Source organism: Pseudoalteromonas qingdaonensis (assembly GCF_038739665.1).
Taxonomy (GTDB): Bacteria; Pseudomonadota; Gammaproteobacteria; order Enterobacterales; family Alteromonadaceae; genus Pseudoalteromonas; species Pseudoalteromonas qingdaonensis.
In genome coordinates this window covers 49,821-67,482 of sequence record NZ_JBCGCU010000005.1, presented here as the reverse complement: position 1 = coordinate 67,482, position 17,662 = coordinate 49,821, and the positions used below count along the sequence as shown (strand labels likewise).

Sequence of the window (17,662 nt, the reverse complement as noted above, 5' to 3'; positions counted from 1 at the left end):
AACAACCATGTATCTTAACTACAGTACTAATTTACCACAACAGGCTTATAGCCCCCAACAGTTAAGAGAAAACGAGGCGCATGCGGCCAAGCACTGTGGCATTAGCATGACCGAGCTGATGGCAACCGCTGGTGGCGCCGTGGCGGCCTGGGTGCAGGCCCATTATGCCAATAACCAACGAGTGCTGGTGCTGGTGGGCAGCGGCAATAATGGCGGCGATGGTTTCGTTGTTGCCGAGCAACTAATGCGCGCCGGTTACTCTGTGCAGGTGTGGCCCCTGCTGTCTTTAGCTCATTTGGGAAGCGACGCCAAAGAAATGATGCAGCGCTATAAAGATGGCGGTGGTGAGTGTGTGGCCAAACCCAATTTGCACCAGTTTGAGTTGATCATAGACGGTGTCTTTGGCATTGGTCTGGATCGCCCTATGAGCCCGGAGCTGCAAGACACCTTTACACATCTTAATGAATTGCGTGCGGTGCGTATTGCCATCGATGTTCCTAGTGGCGTAAATGCCACAAGCGGTGAGGTTTACCCCGGCGCTTTTGCCGCGCACCATACCTTGACCTTTATCGGCTTAAAACAAGGGATGCTCACTGGACGAGCCAAGGCACAATGCGGCTTACTCTGGTTTGCGCCTTTGGGCGTGGATCAGGCCTTTGCTCATATCTGTATGCCCAAGGCGCGTCGCCTGATTCATGATGAGATGATGAGAAAGCGCCCGCAGCGCCAGTCCTGTGCTCATAAAAATAATGCCGGCCATGTGCTGGTGATAGGTGGTGGCCCAGGTATGGCCGGAGCCGCGCGTTTGGCCAGTGAAGCAGCGCTTCGTTGCGGTGCCGGTCTGGTCAGTGTGGCGACCCACCCGGATAATGTCATGGCGGTTTTGCAAGGGCGCTATGAGTTGATGGTACATGGAGTTGAGACCCAGGAGCAATTGATGCCGCTGATCGACAAGGCTTCGGTGCTGGTGGCAGGGCCCGGACTGGGGCAGTGCCAATGGGCTCAAACCTTACTGCAGCAGGTGCTAAAGCAGGGCAAGGATAAAATTAAGGTGCTTGATGCCGATGCCCTTAACCTGCTGGCGCAAAACCCTCAGGAACTAGAGAAAGCCGTGCTGACGCCGCATCCAAAAGAGGCGGCCAGGCTGTTAAATATCTCAGTAGCTGAAGTTGAAGCTAACCGCTTTGCGGCGCTAACCGAGCTGGTAAAGCATTATCGGGCAACCGCGCTGTTAAAAGGGCCGGGTACCTTGATTGCGTGTGAGCAAAGGCTGTGGATCAACAGCAGTGGCAGCGAGGTACTAGCGAGTGCTGGGATGGGTGATGTATTATCTGGTATTATAGCTGCTTTATTAGCCCAGGGCCTGAGTGCCCAAGATGCCACATGCCTTGGTGCCTACTTGCATGGATTTGCTGCCGAGCAGGCGGCGGCACAAGGCGGCAAGGGGCTATTAGCCAGCGATTTATTCCCAGTTTTAAGAGCATTAGTAGGATAAGCAATAGATGAGTCATGAATTTCACCAGTATTTAGCCGATGAAGCGGCCACCGTGGCCTTTGGCAACACTCTCGCCAAATTAGTGGCGGGCGGTGTGGTGATTTATCTTTATGGCGATTTGGGGGCGGGTAAAACCACCTTGAGTCGCGGTCTAGTGCAAGGACTGGGCCATAAAGGCAAGGTTAAGAGTCCCACCTATACCTTGGTGGAACCTTACGAACTGCCCGAGGTCAATATATATCATTTTGATTTATATCGATTAGCCGATCCCGAAGAGCTGGAGTTTATGGGGATCAGGGATTATTTTGATAATAGTGCCGTATGTATTCTAGAGTGGCCAAGTAAGGGGGCTGGGATGATCCCTCGCGCCGATTTAAAAATCACGCTAGAGTATAACGGTGAAGCGCGTGAGATCAGCATTCTTGCCGACACCGAGCGAGGCGCTGACATAGTAACGAAGTTAAAAGGCAATGCTTAAAACAATTATAACCGCGAGCAAGATTACCTTAAGTTGCATACTAGTGCTGTGGGCTGCTGCCGCATCGGCACAGAACAAAATTGAAGGAGTGCGGGTTTGGCCGTCGCCGGATAGTACCCGCATCGTATTCGATATGGCCGAAAAGCCGGATTACAGCTTTTTTATGCTCAGTAATCCGCGGCGCCTGGTGGTGGATATTAATAACACCGCCAGACACAGCGACTTTCCTAACATAGAAAAAAAGCATCAACTTGTTGATGTGATCCGCGCCAGCAAACCAAAAAAAGCCGGCTCTACCCGAGTGGTGTTTGAATTACTTAAACCGACCAAACCCGTGCTCTTTGCGCTGGCACCAACCGGGCCCTATAAAGACCGCTTGGTGATCGACCTGTACGATAAAAGTGACAGCCAAAGCGTCGAGAAAGCGCCTAAAAATCGCGTGCTTGAAACCAATCGCGACATAGTGATTGCCATAGATGCCGGTCATGGCGGCGAAGATCCAGGCTCCATAGGTCCTAGCGGCACCTATGAAAAAGACATTACCTTGAAAATCGCCAAACGCCTGGAGCGTTTGATCAATGCCGAGCGTGGTATGAAGGCGCATTTAGTGCGCAGTGGCGATTACTTTATCAAGGTCAACTCACGTAGCGCCAAGGCCCGTGAAGGCAAGGCCGACTTCCTGGTTTCCATTCACGCGGATGCCTTTACTAGCCCGCAGCCAAGAGGGGCTTCGGTGTGGGTGTTGTCGCTGCGCCGGGCTAACTCGGAAATCGGTAAATGGATTGAGGACAGGGAAAAGCATTCAGAGCTGCTTGGTGGAGCGGCGGATGTAATTCGCGATACCGCCAGTGAAAAATATCTGGCGCAGACGCTGCTTGATATGTCCATGGATCATTCCATGAAAACCGGCTTTAAGATTGCAGAAGAGGCGGTTAAAGAGCTGAGCAAGGTTGCGAAAATGCATAAACGCTACCCGCAGGCGGCAAGCTTGGGAGTATTGAAGTCTCCGGATATTCCGTCGATCCTGGTGGAAACCGGCTTTATCTCCAACCCACAGGAAGAGCGTTTATTGCTTTCGGCGGGGCATCAGGAGAAACTGGCTCAGGCTGTGTTTAAGTCGATCCGCAGCTATTATCAACAGAACCCACCGGATGATTCCCTGTTCGCCACCATTAAGGCGCAGAGTCCAACTCGTCATAAGATTTCTCGCGGTGAGTCGTTAAGCGTGGTCGCCAGTCGCTATGGCGTTTCGGTCAATGCCTTGAAGCAGGCTAACAAACTTAAATCAGATCGGGTCTATATCGGCCAGGTACTGACCATTCCCAGCACCTAAGTGAGCTTATGAGTATAGAGATATTACCGGCGCGTTTGGCTAACCAAATCGCCGCCGGTGAGGTGGTTGAGCGCCCTGCGTCCGTGGTTAAAGAGCTGGTTGAAAACAGCCTGGATGCTGGTGCTACCCGCATTCGCGTCGACATTGAGCGCGGCGGTCATAAGCTTATTCGTATTAGCGATAACGGCAGCGGCATTGCCAAAGACGAGCTTACCCTAGCGCTATCGCGTCATGCCACCAGTAAGCTGAAAAGTCTCGATGACCTTGAAAATATTTGCTCCTTAGGCTTTCGTGGTGAAGCCTTGGCATCGATCAGCTCGGTCTCTCGACTTACGCTTAAATCCAAGCCCGCGGCGCAAGCAGAAGCCTGGCAGGCCTTTGCCGAAGGGCGGGATATGGCGGTGCAGGTACAGCCAACGGCACATCCGGACGGCACCAGTATCGAAGTAAAAGATCTGTTTTTTAATACCCCGGCGCGGCGCAAATTTTTACGTACCGAAAAGACCGAGTTTAGCCATATCGATGAACTTCTTAAGCGTATAGCCCTCAGCCGCCTCGATATCGCTTTGACCTTAACGCACAATGGCAAGGTGGTACGCCAGTATCGCCCTGTGTCCGAAGAGCTGGCGGTGAAGCGTATTGCGCAGGTCGCTGGCAAGGGCTTTACCGAGCAGGGCATGCACCTGCAAAGTGGCGAACAGGGCCTGTATTTGCATGGCTGGATCATGCCTCAGGAAACTCAAACCGAGCCGCAATATACTTATGTAAATGGCCGCATGATGCGCGATAAGCTGATCTTGCATGCAATTCGCCAGGCCTTTGAAGAGCATGTGGGCGCCACCCATGTACCGGCCTTTGTGTTGTATTTGGAAATCGACCCGCGCCAGGTGGATGTGAATGTGCATCCGGCTAAACACGAGGTGCGTTTTCATCAGGCGCGTCTGGTGCATGACTTTATTTTGCAGGCGGTGCAGCAGTTAATCACCACAGAGCAAAGCCTGTTTGGCCACCAGGAAGCGCAGGCACAAGCGAAAACTGCCAATACGTCAGAGGCATACGGCGATTATCCGAAATCCCATTTGCAGCCTCAGCTTATGCAGCCGCAGAATGAATCTCAAACTTGGGCAAGCCCTTCATCAGCTTCACCTAGGGCGTTATCGGGCGGCGGCAGTGCGAGTGCGGGCTATGGCGCTAAAGCCCACAGCTCAGCGCCCAAAGCGGCACAAATTGAACAGGCTAATCGCTTTTATCAGGGCATTAGCGAGGTGCAGGCGCATAGCTTTACTCAGGCCGCGCAGCAGGTCGTGCCAGTAGCAGGAGCGACAGCTTTAGGGCAAAACGTCGACATTCTCCCTTTAAATCAGGGGCGCTGCGCCTTAAGCCAGGAAGGTGAGCTTTACCTCGGGCATTGGCGCAGTGTGTTATTACCGGCCTGGCAGCAAGGGCTTGAAGAAGATGCCCAGCTACCTGGGCGTGCGCTGTTACTGCCGGTGCGAGTGGCTATCAATAGTGAAGAGTTTACCCGGCTGGGGGCAAGCCAGTCCTGGCTGGCGGTGCTGGGCTTTGATCTGGAGCTGGTAAAACAGCATGTGATGGTTAAACGTTTACCCAGCTGTTTGTACAGTCTGGACGCCAAAGAGGTGGTCGAGCGGGTATTGGCGGCGCCGCTCAGTGAAAAAGATGGTGAGCAGCCTTGGCTGCAATGGCTGGCAAGTCAGGTGCCGGAAACTTACTTTGACGGTCAGGACTTTCTTAACTGGCGCTTGCAGCTGCAAAAATGCCCCGAGATTATGCAGCACTTACAGCAAAAAGCCGTTAAAATAGATGTATCCCAGTACCTTAACCAAATAAGCGCTTAAAGTTTCGTGAGTACACTGCCAGTTATATTTTTAATGGGGCCAACGGCCTCGGGGAAAACCGATCTAGCCATCGAGCTCTGCCAGCACTTCGATACCGAAGTGATCAGTGTTGACTCGGCCCTAGTGTATAAGGGCATGGACATAGGTACGGCCAAACCCAATGCCCAAGAGCTGGCAAAGGCGCCGCATCGATTAATTGATATTATCGACCCGGCCGAAAGTTACTCCATGGCGGATTTTCGCAGTGATGCTCTGGCGCATATCAAGGAGCTGCACGCTCAAGGCAAGGTGCCCTTGTTAGTGGGTGGTACCATGATGTATTTCAAAGGCTTGCTTGAGGGCTTGTCGCCTTTGCCCGAGGCGGACGAAGCGGTGCGTGCACAACTGGAAAAAGAGGCCAAAGAACAAGGTTGGCCGGCCTTGCATCAGCAGCTGCAGCAGATAGACCCGCAGGCCGCGGCGAAAATTAATGCCAATGACTCGCAGCGTATTAACCGCGCCCTGGAAGTGTATCGCATTAGCGGCAAGACCATGACGGAGTTACAGCAAAACAAGGCGCAAGCTCTTGATTTTCCTGTTTATCAGTTTGCCATTGCGCCAAGCGATCGCAAGGTTCTGCACCAGCGTATTGAGAAAAGATTCAAAATAATGCTGGAGCAGGGGTTTGAAAATGAAGTTTTGTCCTTATATAACAGGGATGATTTGCATCCAGATTTGCCATCGATACGTTGTGTCGGCTATAGACAAATGTGGGATTACATCGCCGGTGAAATTGACTATGATGAGATGGTTTTTCGCGGCGTAGCGGCAACCCGTCAGTTAGCAAAACGTCAGCTGACCTGGTTACGCGGTTGGTCGGACCTCACCTGGCTTGAAAGTGGGGATAGTGAAAACTTGCAACGTATAGTAAGTTCGCTAAGCTAATATTATTGGAACGATTTTTCTTTTAAGTATGTTCCAGATATAGTTACATAATAACATCTAAAAACTAAGGAAAATAACAATGGCAAAAGGCCAATCGTTACAAGACCCATTTTTGAATGCGTTACGTCGTGAACGTGTTCCTGTTTCTATCTTTTTAGTTAACGGCATTAAACTGCAAGGTAAAATTCAGTCATTTGACCAATTTGTTATCTTGCTTGAAAACACAGTAAACCAAATGGTGTACAAGCACGCGATTTCGACCGTAGTGCCGGCCCGTTCAGTTAACTTCCACGGTGCGCAAGGAACAGACGCGCCAGAGTCAGAAGAAGGGAATTTTAATCAGTAGGAGCAGTGTGCTTGTTTGACCGTTATGAAGCCGGCGAACAGGCAGTCTTAGTACACATAGAGTTTCCCCATGAAGGTGATAGAGAAGACCTTCAAGAGTTGGAAATGCTGGTGTCTTCTGCAGGTGTTAGTCGTCTGATGGTTGTGCAAGGCAGCCGTCAGGCACCGCATCCCAAGCTATTCGTCGGCACGGGTAAAGCAGAAGAAATCGCTGAGATTGTCCAATCCCACAACGCAGATGTCATTATATTCAATCACGAATTAAGCCCATCACAAGAGCGCAACCTAGAGCGAGTGTGCAAATGCCGCGTGCTCGATAGAACCGCGTTGATTTTAGATATTTTCGCCCAAAGGGCGCGTACCCATGAAGGTAAACTCCAGGTTGAACTGGCGCAGCTACGCCATATTTCTACCCGTTTGATCCGTGGTTGGACGCACTTGGAGCGACAAAAAGGTGGTATAGGTTTACGTGGTCCCGGTGAGACCCAGCTTGAAACCGACCGCCGTTTATTGCGCGCACGTATTAAAAACATCCTTAAACGTCTTGAAAAAGTAGCAAAACAACGTGAACAAGGGCGTCGGGCGCGAAATCGCAATGAAATACCTGGTGTTTCCCTGGTGGGTTATACCAATGCTGGTAAATCGACCCTGTTTAATCGCCTGACCGAGTCGGATGTGTATGCAGCGGATCAGCTGTTCGCGACTCTGGATCCCACTTTGCGTAAGCTAGAGGTGCCGGATATTGGCAGTGTGATCCTCGCCGATACCGTAGGCTTTATTCGCCATTTGCCCCACGACCTGGTGGCGGCCTTTAAAGCGACCCTGACCGAGACCCGTGAAGCGGATCTGCAACTGCATGTTATAGATGCCGCCGACTCACGCCGCAAAGAAAATATCGAGCAGGTGCAGGAGGTGCTGGAGGAGATCGAAGCCAACGAGATCCCGCAATTGCTGGTGTACAACAAAATTGACCAGCTTGAAGATGTTGAGCCGCGTATCGACCGAGACGACGAAGGCAAGCCACGTCGAGTGTGGTTGTCGGCCCAACAGGGTCAAGGGGTTGAGCTGCTAAAGCAGGCAATCAGCGAATTGCTGGCCAAGCAAATGCTCAACACCTTGTTGTGTGTGCCGCCGAGTCAGGGGCGTTTACGGGGGGCCTTGTACAACCTCAACAGTATCAGCAAGGAAGACCATGATGAAGATGGTAACTGGTTGCTGCAGGTGAAAGTCCCCATGAGCGAGTGGAATAAGTTGAAAAAGGAAATCGGCGAACAAATCGATAGCTACCTTACTTAGCATGGCAAAATACGCTAAAGTAGCACCAGTAATGATTTTCTTTGTTCACTGCCGGGCGTTTAACGCCTCGCTGTGACAACGCAGGTGATGCTGAGTTAGCATTACCCCGAATAACGAATATTGATAACTATGGAGTAGAGCTATGGCCTGGAACGAGCCGGGTAACAATGGCAACGGCAAAGACCCTTGGGACAATAAAGGTGGTCGCGACCAAGGCCCACCGGATTTAGACGAGGTACTGAAAAAGTATTCCGATAAATTTGGCGGCCTGTTTGGCGGCAACAAGGGCGGAAATAAAGGCGGTGGTGTCGGTGGCGCCGGCATCTTTATCGTGGTGATCATCGCGCTGATCATTTGGGCTTTGAGCGGTTTTTACACCGTAAAAGAAGCGGAACGTGGTGTGGTCTTACAGTTTGGTAAGTTTGCCCGTATCGCCGAGCCTGGTCTGCGTTGGAAAGCCACCTTTATTGAAAACGTTATTCCCGTGGATATCGAAGCGGTACGTTCACTGTCGGCGTCAGGTTTTATGCTGACTGAAGACGAGAACGTGGTTAGCGTTGAGTTTGAAGTTCAGTATCGTGTGCTTGACCCATACCTTTACAAGTACAGTGTTACCGATGCGGATCACAGTCTTCAGCAAGCCCTGGATAGCGCCCTGCGTTATGTGGTGGGTCATGCGAAGATGGACCAGGTATTGACCACTGGCCGTGAGCTGGTACGTCAACAGACCTGGGAAGAGTTAAACGGTATTATCGAACCTTATAAATTAGGCTTGGTCGTTACCGACGTTAACTTTAAAGACTCTCGTCCGCCGGCGGAAGTAAAAGACGCCTTCGATGACGCCATTGCTGCGCAGGAAGATGAAGAGCGCTTTATCCGTGAAGCGGAAGCTTATGCCCGTGAAATCGAGCCTCGCGCCCGTGGTCAGGTGACCCGTATGACTCAGGAAGCGGAAGCTTACCGTGAGCGTGTCACTCTGGAAGCCCAGGGTGAAGTGGCGCGTTTTGAAAAGCTACTCCCTGAGTATGCCAGCGCCAAACAGGTTACTCGTCAGCGTTTATATCTGGAAACCATGGAGCAGGTGCTTGGCAACAGCTCTAAGGTGTTGGTTGACGTTGAAGGTGGCAATAACATGATGTATCTGCCATTGGATAAAATTATGCAGCAGCAAAGCGGCCAGAAAGTAACTGTTCCAAATGCCAATACCATCCAGGATTTACGTAACAAACTAGGCAGCAGTTCATCGAACAACAGCCAGGTGAATTCAGGTAATGACCGTTTCGCTAAAGACCGCTTTAATGGAGGACGATAAGAGTGAGAAATTTTAGTTTAATCCTCATTATTGCCGCTGTGGTAATGTCTTTTTCTGCGGTATTTGTGGTACCGGAAGGACAAAAAGCCATTGTTTTGCTATTTAGCAAGGTACAAAAAGATGATGCGGACAACGCCGTGGTTTATGAGCCGGGCCTGCACTTTAAGGTGCCTTTTGTGGCTCAGGTGCGCAAGCTGGATGCTCGTATTCAAACGCTTGATGGTGCGCCGGATCGCTTTGTAACCAGCGAGAAAAAAGATTTGATCGTTGATTCTTATGTAAAGTGGCGTGTTCAAGACTTCAGTGATTATTACCTTCGTACTCGCGGTGATAAAAACTATGCGGAAACCCTGCTTAAGCAAAAGGTAAACAACGGCCTGCGTACCAACTTTGGTGCCCGTACTATTCGTGAGATCGTTTCTGGTGAGCGTAGTGAGTTGATGGCGGATGCCTTAATTCAGACCTCTGAAAGTGCCCGCGAGCTGGGTATTGAAGTGCTGGATGTGCGCGTGAAGCAAATCAACCTGCCAGACGAAGTGAGCAGCTCAATCTACCAGCGTATGCGCGCCGAGCGTACCGCGGTAGCAAAAGAGCACCGTTCGCAAGGTCAGGAAAAAGCTGAAGAAATTCGTGCTGAGGTGGACCGCCGCGTTACCGTTATGTTGGCGGATGCCGAGCGTAATGCCCGCTCTGTACGAGGTGAAGGTGATGCGCAATCTGCCAGTATTTATGCTAATGCTTACAACAAGGATCCTGAATTCTTCGGTTTCCTGCGTAGTCTTGATGCGTATAAAAACACCTTTAAGAATAAACAAGATGTGATGGTGATCGAGCCAGACAGCGAATTCTTCAAATATATGAAGAACGCGTCGGCGCAGTAATCGCTCCATTTTTGAAAAGCCCTGAGATTTAGCCTCGGGGCTTTTTTTTGTCATTATTTTACCGCTGGAGGCTAAATGAGCTGGCAATTATTTTTAAGTGCCGTAGCATTGATGCTGATATTTGAAGGCCTGGGGCCGGCGCTATTTCCAAAACAGTGGCGCGCTTATTTACTGCAGATAGTGCAGAGCGATGAGCGCACTCTTAAGGCGACCGGCATAATTTTGATACTCATAGGTGCGGTGTTATTTCACTTTGTGCAACCGGGTTAATCCCTTGCTAGTCCTATGAGTAAAAAGTAAAAAAACTATTAGCGGAAAAAATAGCCAAAACGGGGTGATCTATGGCACCCTTTTCTGGTAAAATCTGCGCCTAATTTTTTCTAAGTGAATTTGCAATGGGTAAAAACGTCGTTGTATTAGGCACCCAGTGGGGTGACGAAGGGAAAGGGAAGGTTGTTGACCTTCTTACAGATAAAGCATCTTTAGTAGTACGCTACCAGGGTGGTCACAATGCTGGTCACACACTAGTGATCAATGGTGAGAAAACCGTACTGCACTTGATCCCATCGGGTGTACTGCGTGACAACGTTAAATGTATCATCGGTAACGGTGTTGTACTTGCTCCTGACGCATTAATGAGAGAAATCGGCATGCTTGAAGAGCGTGGCGTGCCTGTGCGTGAGCGTCTTCTTATTTCTGAAGCTTGTCCGCTGATCTTGCCTTATCACGTAGCACTTGATGTTGCGCGTGAAAAAGCACGTGGCGACAAAGCTATTGGTACTACTGGTCGTGGTATCGGTCCTGCCTACGAGGACAAGGTAGCACGTCGTGGTCTGCGTGTTGGTGATTTGTTCAACCCAGAGCAATTCGCGAACAAACTGCGCGAGATCCTTGAGTACCACAACTTCACTTTAGAAAATTACTACAAGGTTGAGCCAGTCGACTTCCAGAAGACCTACGATGACGCTATGGCTGTGGCTGAGATCCTTAAAGCCATGGTTGTTGACGTTACCGAGCTGCTTGACCAAGCGCGCGCAAACGGTGAAAACATCCTGTTTGAAGGTGCTCAAGGTACACTTCTTGATATCGACCACGGTACATATCCGTATGTAACTTCTTCAAATACCACAGCGGGTGGTGTGGCGACAGGTGCTGGTTTTGGTCCACTAAACCTGGACTACGTACTAGGTATCGTAAAAGCCTACACTACTCGTGTTGGTTCAGGTCCATTCCCTACAGAGCTTTACGACGGCCTTGATAAGCAAGACCCAGTTGGTAAGCACTTAGGTGAAAAGGGTCACGAGTTCGGCGCGACCACAGGTCGTCTACGTCGTACCGGTTGGTTTGATGCCGTGGCCATGCGCCGTGCGGTACAGATCAACAGCATTTCAGGCTTCTGTATGACCAAGCTTGACGTTCTTGATGGTCTAGAAACCATTAAGATCTGTACTGGCTACCAGCTTGAAGATGGCACGGTTACTAACGTAACTCCGCTTGCCGCTGAAGGCTACGAGAAGGTAACGCCGGTATACGAAGAAATGCCAGGCTGGAGCGACAACACTTTCGGTGTGACTCGCGTTGAAGACCTGCCTAAAGCAGCTATCGACTACATCAAGCGTGTTGAAGAAATCACAGGTGTTCCTGTTGATATCATCTCTACCGGTCCAGACCGCGTTGAGACCATGATAGTACGTAACCCATTCGGTGAGTAATTACCAAATGTGTTAGAAAAAGCTGCCTCGGCAGCTTTTTTTGTGCCCATATTTTTAAATTTTGGCATTGCTTTTGCTGTTGAAGTGACATTAAGCGAGAAAGCGTCAAAGGAGCGTTATGCGTTATTTACTTACCACTTGTGTTCTATTAGCCCTTAACCTTGGCGTGGCCCGTGCTGCTGAGCCTTTGGAAGCGGTGCAGCTGTATACCCAGGATGAGCTGGTAGAACTGATCCGTAAGAATACGCATCTACAACGTGTTAAAGACGATGATTGCCAGTTGGTGCAAGATATTGCCGCTCGAGCCAGTAAGATGCAGCTACCGACCTACCAATTTCTCTATGGTGATATGCTCGCCTATAACGTCTGCGTGGAACGGGATGTGGAGCTAGGTGTGTACTATATGCGTCAGGCCGCCGAGCAAGGCCTGGCCGAGGCGTTGGAACAATTGGGGCGTTATTATGATACAGGTCGCCTAGTGCAGGCGGACAAGGCCATGGCCATTATCTATTTACGTGAAGCCGCGGCGCAGGGCAACTTGCCAGCACAAATGCGTTTGGTGAAGCTGTATAACCAAGGTTATGGCAGCCCCCGTGATTATGAAGATGCTTATCGCTGGTTGTTCAATGCTTCTGTCGCTGATAAGGCTCAGCACAATAAAATTGCCCAGCAATTGACTTTGCTTGCCAAGAAAATGCCGGACTCTGCGGTTGCCCGAGCACGCTTACCTCAGGATCACTAGCATTCTTATAGCGGGAAAGAGCATCTATTTGGTTTAAAAGCTCAATAGACCCAAAACTTTAACAGTAATTCCCTGTTGCCTTTTTCTTATATGGGTTAAAATAACAGCATAAATCATAGTTTAAGATAGTGAATGACCAAGCAGGATCCATACCTCGATAGAGAACAGCAAAAATACGACAATCCCGTCCCCAGCCGAGAATTTATTCTCGACCACATAAAGAAACGCTCAAAACCTGCCACCTTTAGCCAACTTTGCGGCGAACTTGAAGTGTATGAAAGTGATCGTCAAATTGCTTTTAAGCGCCGTTTGCGTGCCATGGAGCGTGAAGGCCAGCTGCACTTTAATAAGCACAAGTGTTACGTCATCCCTGAAGATAGCGCCCTGGTGAAAGGCAAGGTGATAGGTCATCGTGATGGCTTCGGCTTTTTACAGGTCGAGGGCGAACCTAAAGACTGGTTTATCCCCCGCCACCAGATGAATATGGTGCTCCATGGTGATGTGGTGCTGGCCAAGGCTGGCTCACGTGGTCAGGGTGGCAAGGTGGAGGCGCGTATTGTCCGTGTGCTGGAAAACGAGCGTGCACCTATTATTGGTCGTTATTTTGTTGAGCACGGTATGGCCGTGGTGGTGCCGGAAGACCCGCGCCTGACGCAAGACATTATCGTGCTGCCCGGTGCAGAAAAGGGCGCGCGCCATAACCAGATGGTACAAATCGAGATCACCCAAAACCCGACCCGTCATATGAATGCGGTGGGCAAGGTCACCGAAGTGCTGGGCGAACACCTGGCGCCGGGTATGGAAATCGAAGTGGCACTGCGCAACTATGAAATTCCTCATCAATGGCCCGAGTCCGTTGAGCAGCAAGTAGCGCCTCTGGGCGAATTTGTTGAAGATACAGATAAGCAAGGACGTGTCGATTTACGTCATTTGCCGCTGGTGACCATAGATGGCGAAGACGCCCGGGATTTCGATGACGCCGTGTATTGCGAGCGCAAAAAATCCGGTGGCTGGCGTCTGTGGGTGGCCATTGCCGATGTCTCTCACTATGTACAAAAGGGCTCAGCGCTGGATATGGAAGCCATCAACCGAGGTAACTCGGTGTACTTCCCCGAGCAGGTGATCCCCATGTTGCCGAAAGTGCTGTCAAATGGCCTGTGCTCATTAAACCCTAAGGTGGATCGCCTTTGTATGGTGGCTGAGATGACGGTGTCGGAAGCGGGTAAACTATCGGGTTACCGCTTCTACGAGGCGGTGATGAATTCACATGCCCGCCTAACCTACACCAAGGTACATGGTATTTTAGAGGGCGATGAGCGCCTGTGCGAAGAATACGCACCATTAGTGGATTACCTTAAAGACCTGCAGCAAATGTATATGGCGCTCAAAGCGGCGCGCCAGCAGCGCGGAGCCATAGAGTTTGAAACTCTGGAAACCCGCTTTGTCTTTAATGCCCATCGCAAAATAGAGTCTATTGTGCCCGTGGTGCGTAACGATGCTCATATGCTGATTGAAGAGTGCATGATCCTCGCCAACGTTGCCGCCGCGCGCTTATTGGAAAAGCACGAAGCCAGCGCCCTGTATCGGGTGCACGATGAGCCTGACAGCGAAAAGCTGGGGCATTTCCGTGAATTCTTAGGTGAGCTGGGTGTGGAGCATCCTTTTGGTGATGCCCCCGAGCCCGGTGAGATCACCGCCGCCATCAATAAGTTGGCGGAGCGTCCGGAAATTGAGCTTATCCAAACCATGTTGCTACGCTCAATGAAGCAGGCCGTGTATCAGGCAGATAATATTGGCCACTTTGGTTTGGCGCTGCCAGCCTATGCACACTTTACCTCGCCCATACGTCGTTACCCGGATTTGGTGGTGCACCGCGCCATTAAGGCCATTTTAAAATCTCAGGGTCAACAAACCAGCGGCGAGTATGCTTACAGCGCCGATGAAGCGGATCAACTGGGCGAGCAATGCTCCATGACCGAGCGCCGCGCCGATGATGCCACCCGTGAAGTGGCGGATTGGCTAAAATGTGAATATATGCAAGACCATGTGGGCATGCAGTTTGGCGGGGTGATCTCCTCGGTGACCAACTTCGGCATTTTTGTACGTCTGGATGACCTGCAGATTGACGGTCTGGTGCATATTGCCAGCTTAGGCGATGAATATTTCCATTATGATGGTGCCAAGCACTGTTTAGTGGGCGAGCACACCAACAAGGTGTACCGCATGGGTGATAAGGTGCGCGTGCAGGTGGCCTCGGTGTCCCTTGAAGAGCGCCGCATTAACCTGGTGCTGGCCAGCGATGCTGAAGACAGATATAGTCGCCGCCGCGCTAAACCTTCGGTGCGCGAGCAGCTAAAATCTGGGGAGATCCCAGGAAAAGGCAAAAAGCCCAGATCTGGCGCCAAGCCCGGAGCTAAGTCAGATTCCAAATCTGGCTCAAGGTCGGGTGCTAAACCCGCTGGCAAGGGCAAGCCTAAAAAGGCTGGTGAAAAAGACAAAAAGGGGGCCGTGGCGAAAAAAGCCAAGGCCAAGAAGGCAAAGAAAAAGCAGCGTGCAGGTAAAAATGCCCGCACCAGAGCAAAATAGTAGAGAGTGTTTGTGAGCAACGAACTAATTTTTGGCTTTCACAGCGTTGAAGCCATCTTAAGCAAAGAGCCTGAGCGCTTTTTAGAGATTTACGCACTCAAGGGTCGCGAAGATAAGCGTCTTAATGACGTTATTAATCAGGCCCGCAAGTTTGGTATCTCAATCCAGTTTATGCAGCGCAAGGCTCTGGACGATAAGGCCAAGGGCGAACAGCACCAGGGCATTATCGCCAATGTGCGCGCCGGTAAGCAGTACAGCGAAAAAGACTTGGACGATATTATCAAGCGTGAGCAAACCCCCTTCTTGTTGGTGCTTGATGGCATTACCGATCCGCATAATCTCGGTGCCTGTTTACGTAGCGCCGATGCCGCCGGTGTCCATGCGGTAGTGGTGCCTAAGGATAAGTCGGCCAGGTTAAATGCCACGGCTCGTAAGGTGGCCTGTGGTGCAGCGGAAACCGTACCCTTAGTGCAAGTGACCAACTTGGCGCGTACCCTGCGTGAAATTAAAGACGCGGGTGTGTGGGTTGTGGGCACTGCCGGTGAAACCGACACCACCTTGTTCGAAGCCAATCTCACCGGCCCAATCGCCATAGTGATGGGCGCCGAGGGCGATGGCATGCGCCGTTTGACTCGTGAACACTGTGATGTGTTGGTGAAAATCCCCATGGTAGGCACTGTATCCAGCCTCAATGTATCCGTGGCTACAGGCATCAGTTTATTCGAAGTGTTAAGACAGCGCGCTTAACTTCTCGAAATAGCGTGAAGCCCGCATTATCGCGGGCTTTTTTATTGCTTAAGGCGGATAAATTAAGTTGCTTAATTTGCCAGCAATGCGTAGAATACGCGCTCATTTCGACCTTTTAACTTTAATTCCTTGCCTTAAACCGAGTGGTCGAAACGGTGGAAGGCTATATTAACCGTAAGGAATACCCATGCGTCATTACGAAATCGTATTCATGGTTCATCCAGATCAAAGTGAACAAGTAGCTGGTATGATCGAGCGTTATACTGGTTCTATCACTGAAGCTGGCGGTAAAATTCACCGTCTAGAAGACTGGGGTCGTCGTCAACTGGCTTACCCAATCGAAAAGCTTCACAAAGCACACTATGTTCTAATGAACGTTGAAGCACCAACTGAAGTAATCAACGAGCTTGAAACTTCTTTCCGCTACAACGATGCAGTGCTTCGTAACCTAGTTATGCGCACTAAAGATGCAGTAACTGAAGCTTCTCCTCTTGCTAAAGAAGAGAAAAAAGAAGCTGCTGCTGAAGCTTAATCGTTCTGCGTGGTTGTAATGGCTGAACTGTCTAGCGAGCAAGCGCTCAACCTAGTCGAACTTGGTGGCGTTATTTGTAAGGCCCCAAAATTCAGTCAAAGCCCGGCCGGTGTGCCACACTGTATTTTCGTGCTTGAGCATCGTTCAATACAGGTGGAAGCGCAACTTAACCGACAAAGTTATGTTCGCATTCAAGTGGTCGCAAGTGGCAATGAGCATCAACCAGCAACACAATATTTGCAAGTTGAGCAACAGGTACGAGTAAGGGGATTTTTAAATCGCCACCAGGGCCGAAACGGTCTTAGTCAACTGGTACTGCACGCTCAGCAAATTGAAAGAATTAATTGAGGAAAATACTCATGGCACGTTACTTCAGACGTCGTAAGTTCTGCCGCTTCAAAGCGGAAGGCGTACAACAAATCGATTATAAAGATCTAGCTACTCTTAAAAACTACGTTACAGAAAGTGGCAAAATCGTACCTAGCCGTATCACAGGTACTAGCGCTAAGTATCAGCGTCAGCTAGCAACCGCTATCAAGCGTGCTCGCTACCTAGCCCTTCTTCCATACACTGACTTACACAAGTAAGCAGCGGATTAACTGTTTTTAAAAGGTGTAGAGACATGCAAGTTATTCTACTAGACAAGATCGCAAACCTAGGTAGCCTAGGTGACCAGGTTTCAGTTAAATCTGGTTTCGCACGTAACTTCCTTTTCCCTAAAGGTAAGGCAGTTCCTGCAACTAAAGCTAACATCGAAACTTTCGAAGCACGTCGCGCTGAGCTTGAAGCGAAAATCGCTGAAGAGCTAGCTGCTTCACAAGCACGCGCTGAGAAGCTTGAAGCACTTGCAGAAGTGACTCTTGTTTCTAAAGCAGGTGACGAAGGTAAACTATTTGGTTCAATCGGTACTCGTGACATCGCTGACGCGATCTCTGCAACTGGTATCGCTGTAGCTAAATCAGAAGTTCGCCTACCTACCGGTACTATCCGTGAAACAGGTGAATTCGACGTAGCAATCCAGGTTCACTCAGAAGTTACTGCAACTATCAAAGTGATCGTTATTGCTGAAGCTTAATCGTCGATTAGCTTTATGTGAAAAACCGCGCCAAGGCGCGGTTTTTTTATGCCTGTTGTAGGTCAGGCTTTAGCCTGACAACCTTGTAGATCGGTGCTCTGCACCGACAAAGGGGAGAATAGCGCTTATTGTCGGGGTGAACCCCGACCTACAACGACAATGCACCAATGATGTTCGCCTTTGTAGGTCGATGCAGTGGGCGAGGCTTTAGCCTTGCAATTTTGTAGGTCGGTGCTCTGCGCCGACAAAGGGAGAATAGCGCTTATTGTCGGGGTGAACCCCGACCTTGTATCTCTCAGGATTAGATGATTAGCTATCACCTAATACTGAGAGATGATATCTACA

18 protein-coding genes are annotated in these 17,662 nt (G+C 50.3%); all 18 read left to right on the top strand.

The annotated features are described in order from the left end of the window. The first annotated feature begins 7 nt into the window (after positions 1 to 7). The 18 genes from WCN91_RS06090 (at position 8) to rplI (ending at position 17,317) form a co-directional block, all read left to right on the top strand. Entirely contained in the window at positions 8 to 1,495 is a 1,488-nt protein-coding gene (locus WCN91_RS06090) for an NAD(P)H-hydrate dehydratase (protein ID WP_342677294.1), read from the top strand. A 7-nt stretch (positions 1,496 to 1,502) separates the two neighbouring features. Then, positions 1,503 to 1,973: a tRNA (adenosine(37)-N6)-threonylcarbamoyltransferase complex ATPase subunit type 1 TsaE gene (tsaE, locus tag WCN91_RS06085; protein WP_342677292.1), complete on the top strand. Its 471-nt coding sequence runs from the start codon at positions 1,503 to 1,505 to the stop codon at positions 1,971 to 1,973. Then, entirely contained in the window at positions 1,966 to 3,306 is a 1,341-nt protein-coding gene (locus WCN91_RS06080) for an N-acetylmuramoyl-L-alanine amidase (protein ID WP_342677290.1), read from the top strand. The genes tsaE and WCN91_RS06080 overlap by 8 nt, the downstream gene beginning before the upstream one ends. A gap of 8 nt (positions 3,307 to 3,314) precedes the next feature. Beyond that, positions 3,315 to 5,165 carry a DNA mismatch repair endonuclease MutL gene (mutL, locus tag WCN91_RS06075; protein ID WP_342677288.1) on the top strand — a complete coding sequence of 617 codons (1,851 nt, stop codon included), beginning with the start codon at positions 3,315 to 3,317 and terminating at the stop codon, positions 5,163 to 5,165. 6 nt (positions 5,166 to 5,171) lie between these two features. Continuing rightward, positions 5,172 to 6,089 (top strand): tRNA (adenosine(37)-N6)-dimethylallyltransferase MiaA, encoded by a 918-nt coding sequence (gene miaA / locus WCN91_RS06070; RefSeq protein WP_342677286.1) that lies wholly within the window; start codon positions 5,172 to 5,174, stop codon positions 6,087 to 6,089. A gap of 79 nt (positions 6,090 to 6,168) precedes the next feature. Further along, the gene (gene hfq, locus WCN91_RS06065) at positions 6,169 to 6,435 is read left to right on the top strand and encodes an RNA chaperone Hfq (protein WP_105187956.1); all 267 of its coding nucleotides are present in this window, start codon (positions 6,169 to 6,171) and stop codon (positions 6,433 to 6,435) included. Between the two features lie 11 nt (positions 6,436 to 6,446). After that, positions 6,447 to 7,730 (top strand): ribosome rescue GTPase HflX, encoded by a 1,284-nt coding sequence (gene hflX / locus WCN91_RS06060; protein ID WP_342677281.1) that lies wholly within the window; start codon positions 6,447 to 6,449, stop codon positions 7,728 to 7,730. 142 nt (positions 7,731 to 7,872) lie between these two features. Next, positions 7,873 to 9,042 carry an FtsH protease activity modulator HflK gene (gene hflK, locus WCN91_RS06055; protein WP_342677279.1) on the top strand — a complete coding sequence of 390 codons (1,170 nt, stop codon included), beginning with the start codon at positions 7,873 to 7,875 and terminating at the stop codon, positions 9,040 to 9,042. 2 nt (positions 9,043 to 9,044) lie between these two features. Continuing rightward, positions 9,045 to 9,923: a protease modulator HflC gene (gene hflC, locus WCN91_RS06050; RefSeq protein WP_342677277.1), complete on the top strand. Its 879-nt coding sequence runs from the start codon at positions 9,045 to 9,047 to the stop codon at positions 9,921 to 9,923. 75 nt (positions 9,924 to 9,998) lie between these two features. Continuing rightward, complete coding sequence (locus WCN91_RS06045; RefSeq protein ID WP_342677276.1) at positions 9,999 to 10,193, top strand: DUF2065 domain-containing protein; 195 nt, start codon at positions 9,999 to 10,001, stop codon at positions 10,191 to 10,193. A gap of 125 nt (positions 10,194 to 10,318) precedes the next feature. Next, the gene (locus WCN91_RS06040) at positions 10,319 to 11,635 is read left to right on the top strand and encodes an adenylosuccinate synthase (protein WP_342677275.1); all 1,317 of its coding nucleotides are present in this window, start codon (positions 10,319 to 10,321) and stop codon (positions 11,633 to 11,635) included. A 118-nt stretch (positions 11,636 to 11,753) separates the two neighbouring features. Continuing rightward, a complete protein-coding gene (locus tag WCN91_RS06035) occupies positions 11,754 to 12,377 on the top strand; it encodes a tetratricopeptide repeat protein (RefSeq protein WP_342677274.1) in 624 nt (207 codons plus the stop codon). 132 nt (positions 12,378 to 12,509) lie between these two features. Next, on the top strand, positions 12,510 to 14,963 hold the full coding sequence (gene rnr, locus WCN91_RS06030) for a ribonuclease R (RefSeq protein WP_342677272.1): 2,454 nt from the start codon (positions 12,510 to 12,512) through the stop codon (positions 14,961 to 14,963). A 12-nt stretch (positions 14,964 to 14,975) separates the two neighbouring features. Next, a complete protein-coding gene (gene rlmB / locus WCN91_RS06025; RefSeq protein WP_105200296.1) occupies positions 14,976 to 15,710 on the top strand; it encodes a 23S rRNA (guanosine(2251)-2'-O)-methyltransferase RlmB in 735 nt (244 codons plus the stop codon). Between the two features lie 187 nt (positions 15,711 to 15,897). Continuing rightward, complete coding sequence (gene rpsF / locus WCN91_RS06020) at positions 15,898 to 16,242, top strand: 30S ribosomal protein S6 (RefSeq protein WP_105200104.1); 345 nt, start codon at positions 15,898 to 15,900, stop codon at positions 16,240 to 16,242. A gap of 18 nt (positions 16,243 to 16,260) precedes the next feature. Then, positions 16,261 to 16,590, top strand: coding sequence for a primosomal replication protein N (gene priB, locus WCN91_RS06015; RefSeq protein ID WP_105200105.1), 330 nt, complete (start codon positions 16,261 to 16,263; stop codon positions 16,588 to 16,590). Between the two features lie 11 nt (positions 16,591 to 16,601). Further along, positions 16,602 to 16,829, top strand: coding sequence for a 30S ribosomal protein S18 (rpsR, locus tag WCN91_RS06010; protein ID WP_010386263.1), 228 nt, complete (start codon positions 16,602 to 16,604; stop codon positions 16,827 to 16,829). A gap of 35 nt (positions 16,830 to 16,864) precedes the next feature. Continuing rightward, a complete protein-coding gene (gene rplI / locus WCN91_RS06005) occupies positions 16,865 to 17,317 on the top strand; it encodes a 50S ribosomal protein L9 (RefSeq protein ID WP_342677264.1) in 453 nt (150 codons plus the stop codon). Positions 17,318 to 17,662: the final 345 nt, after the last annotated feature.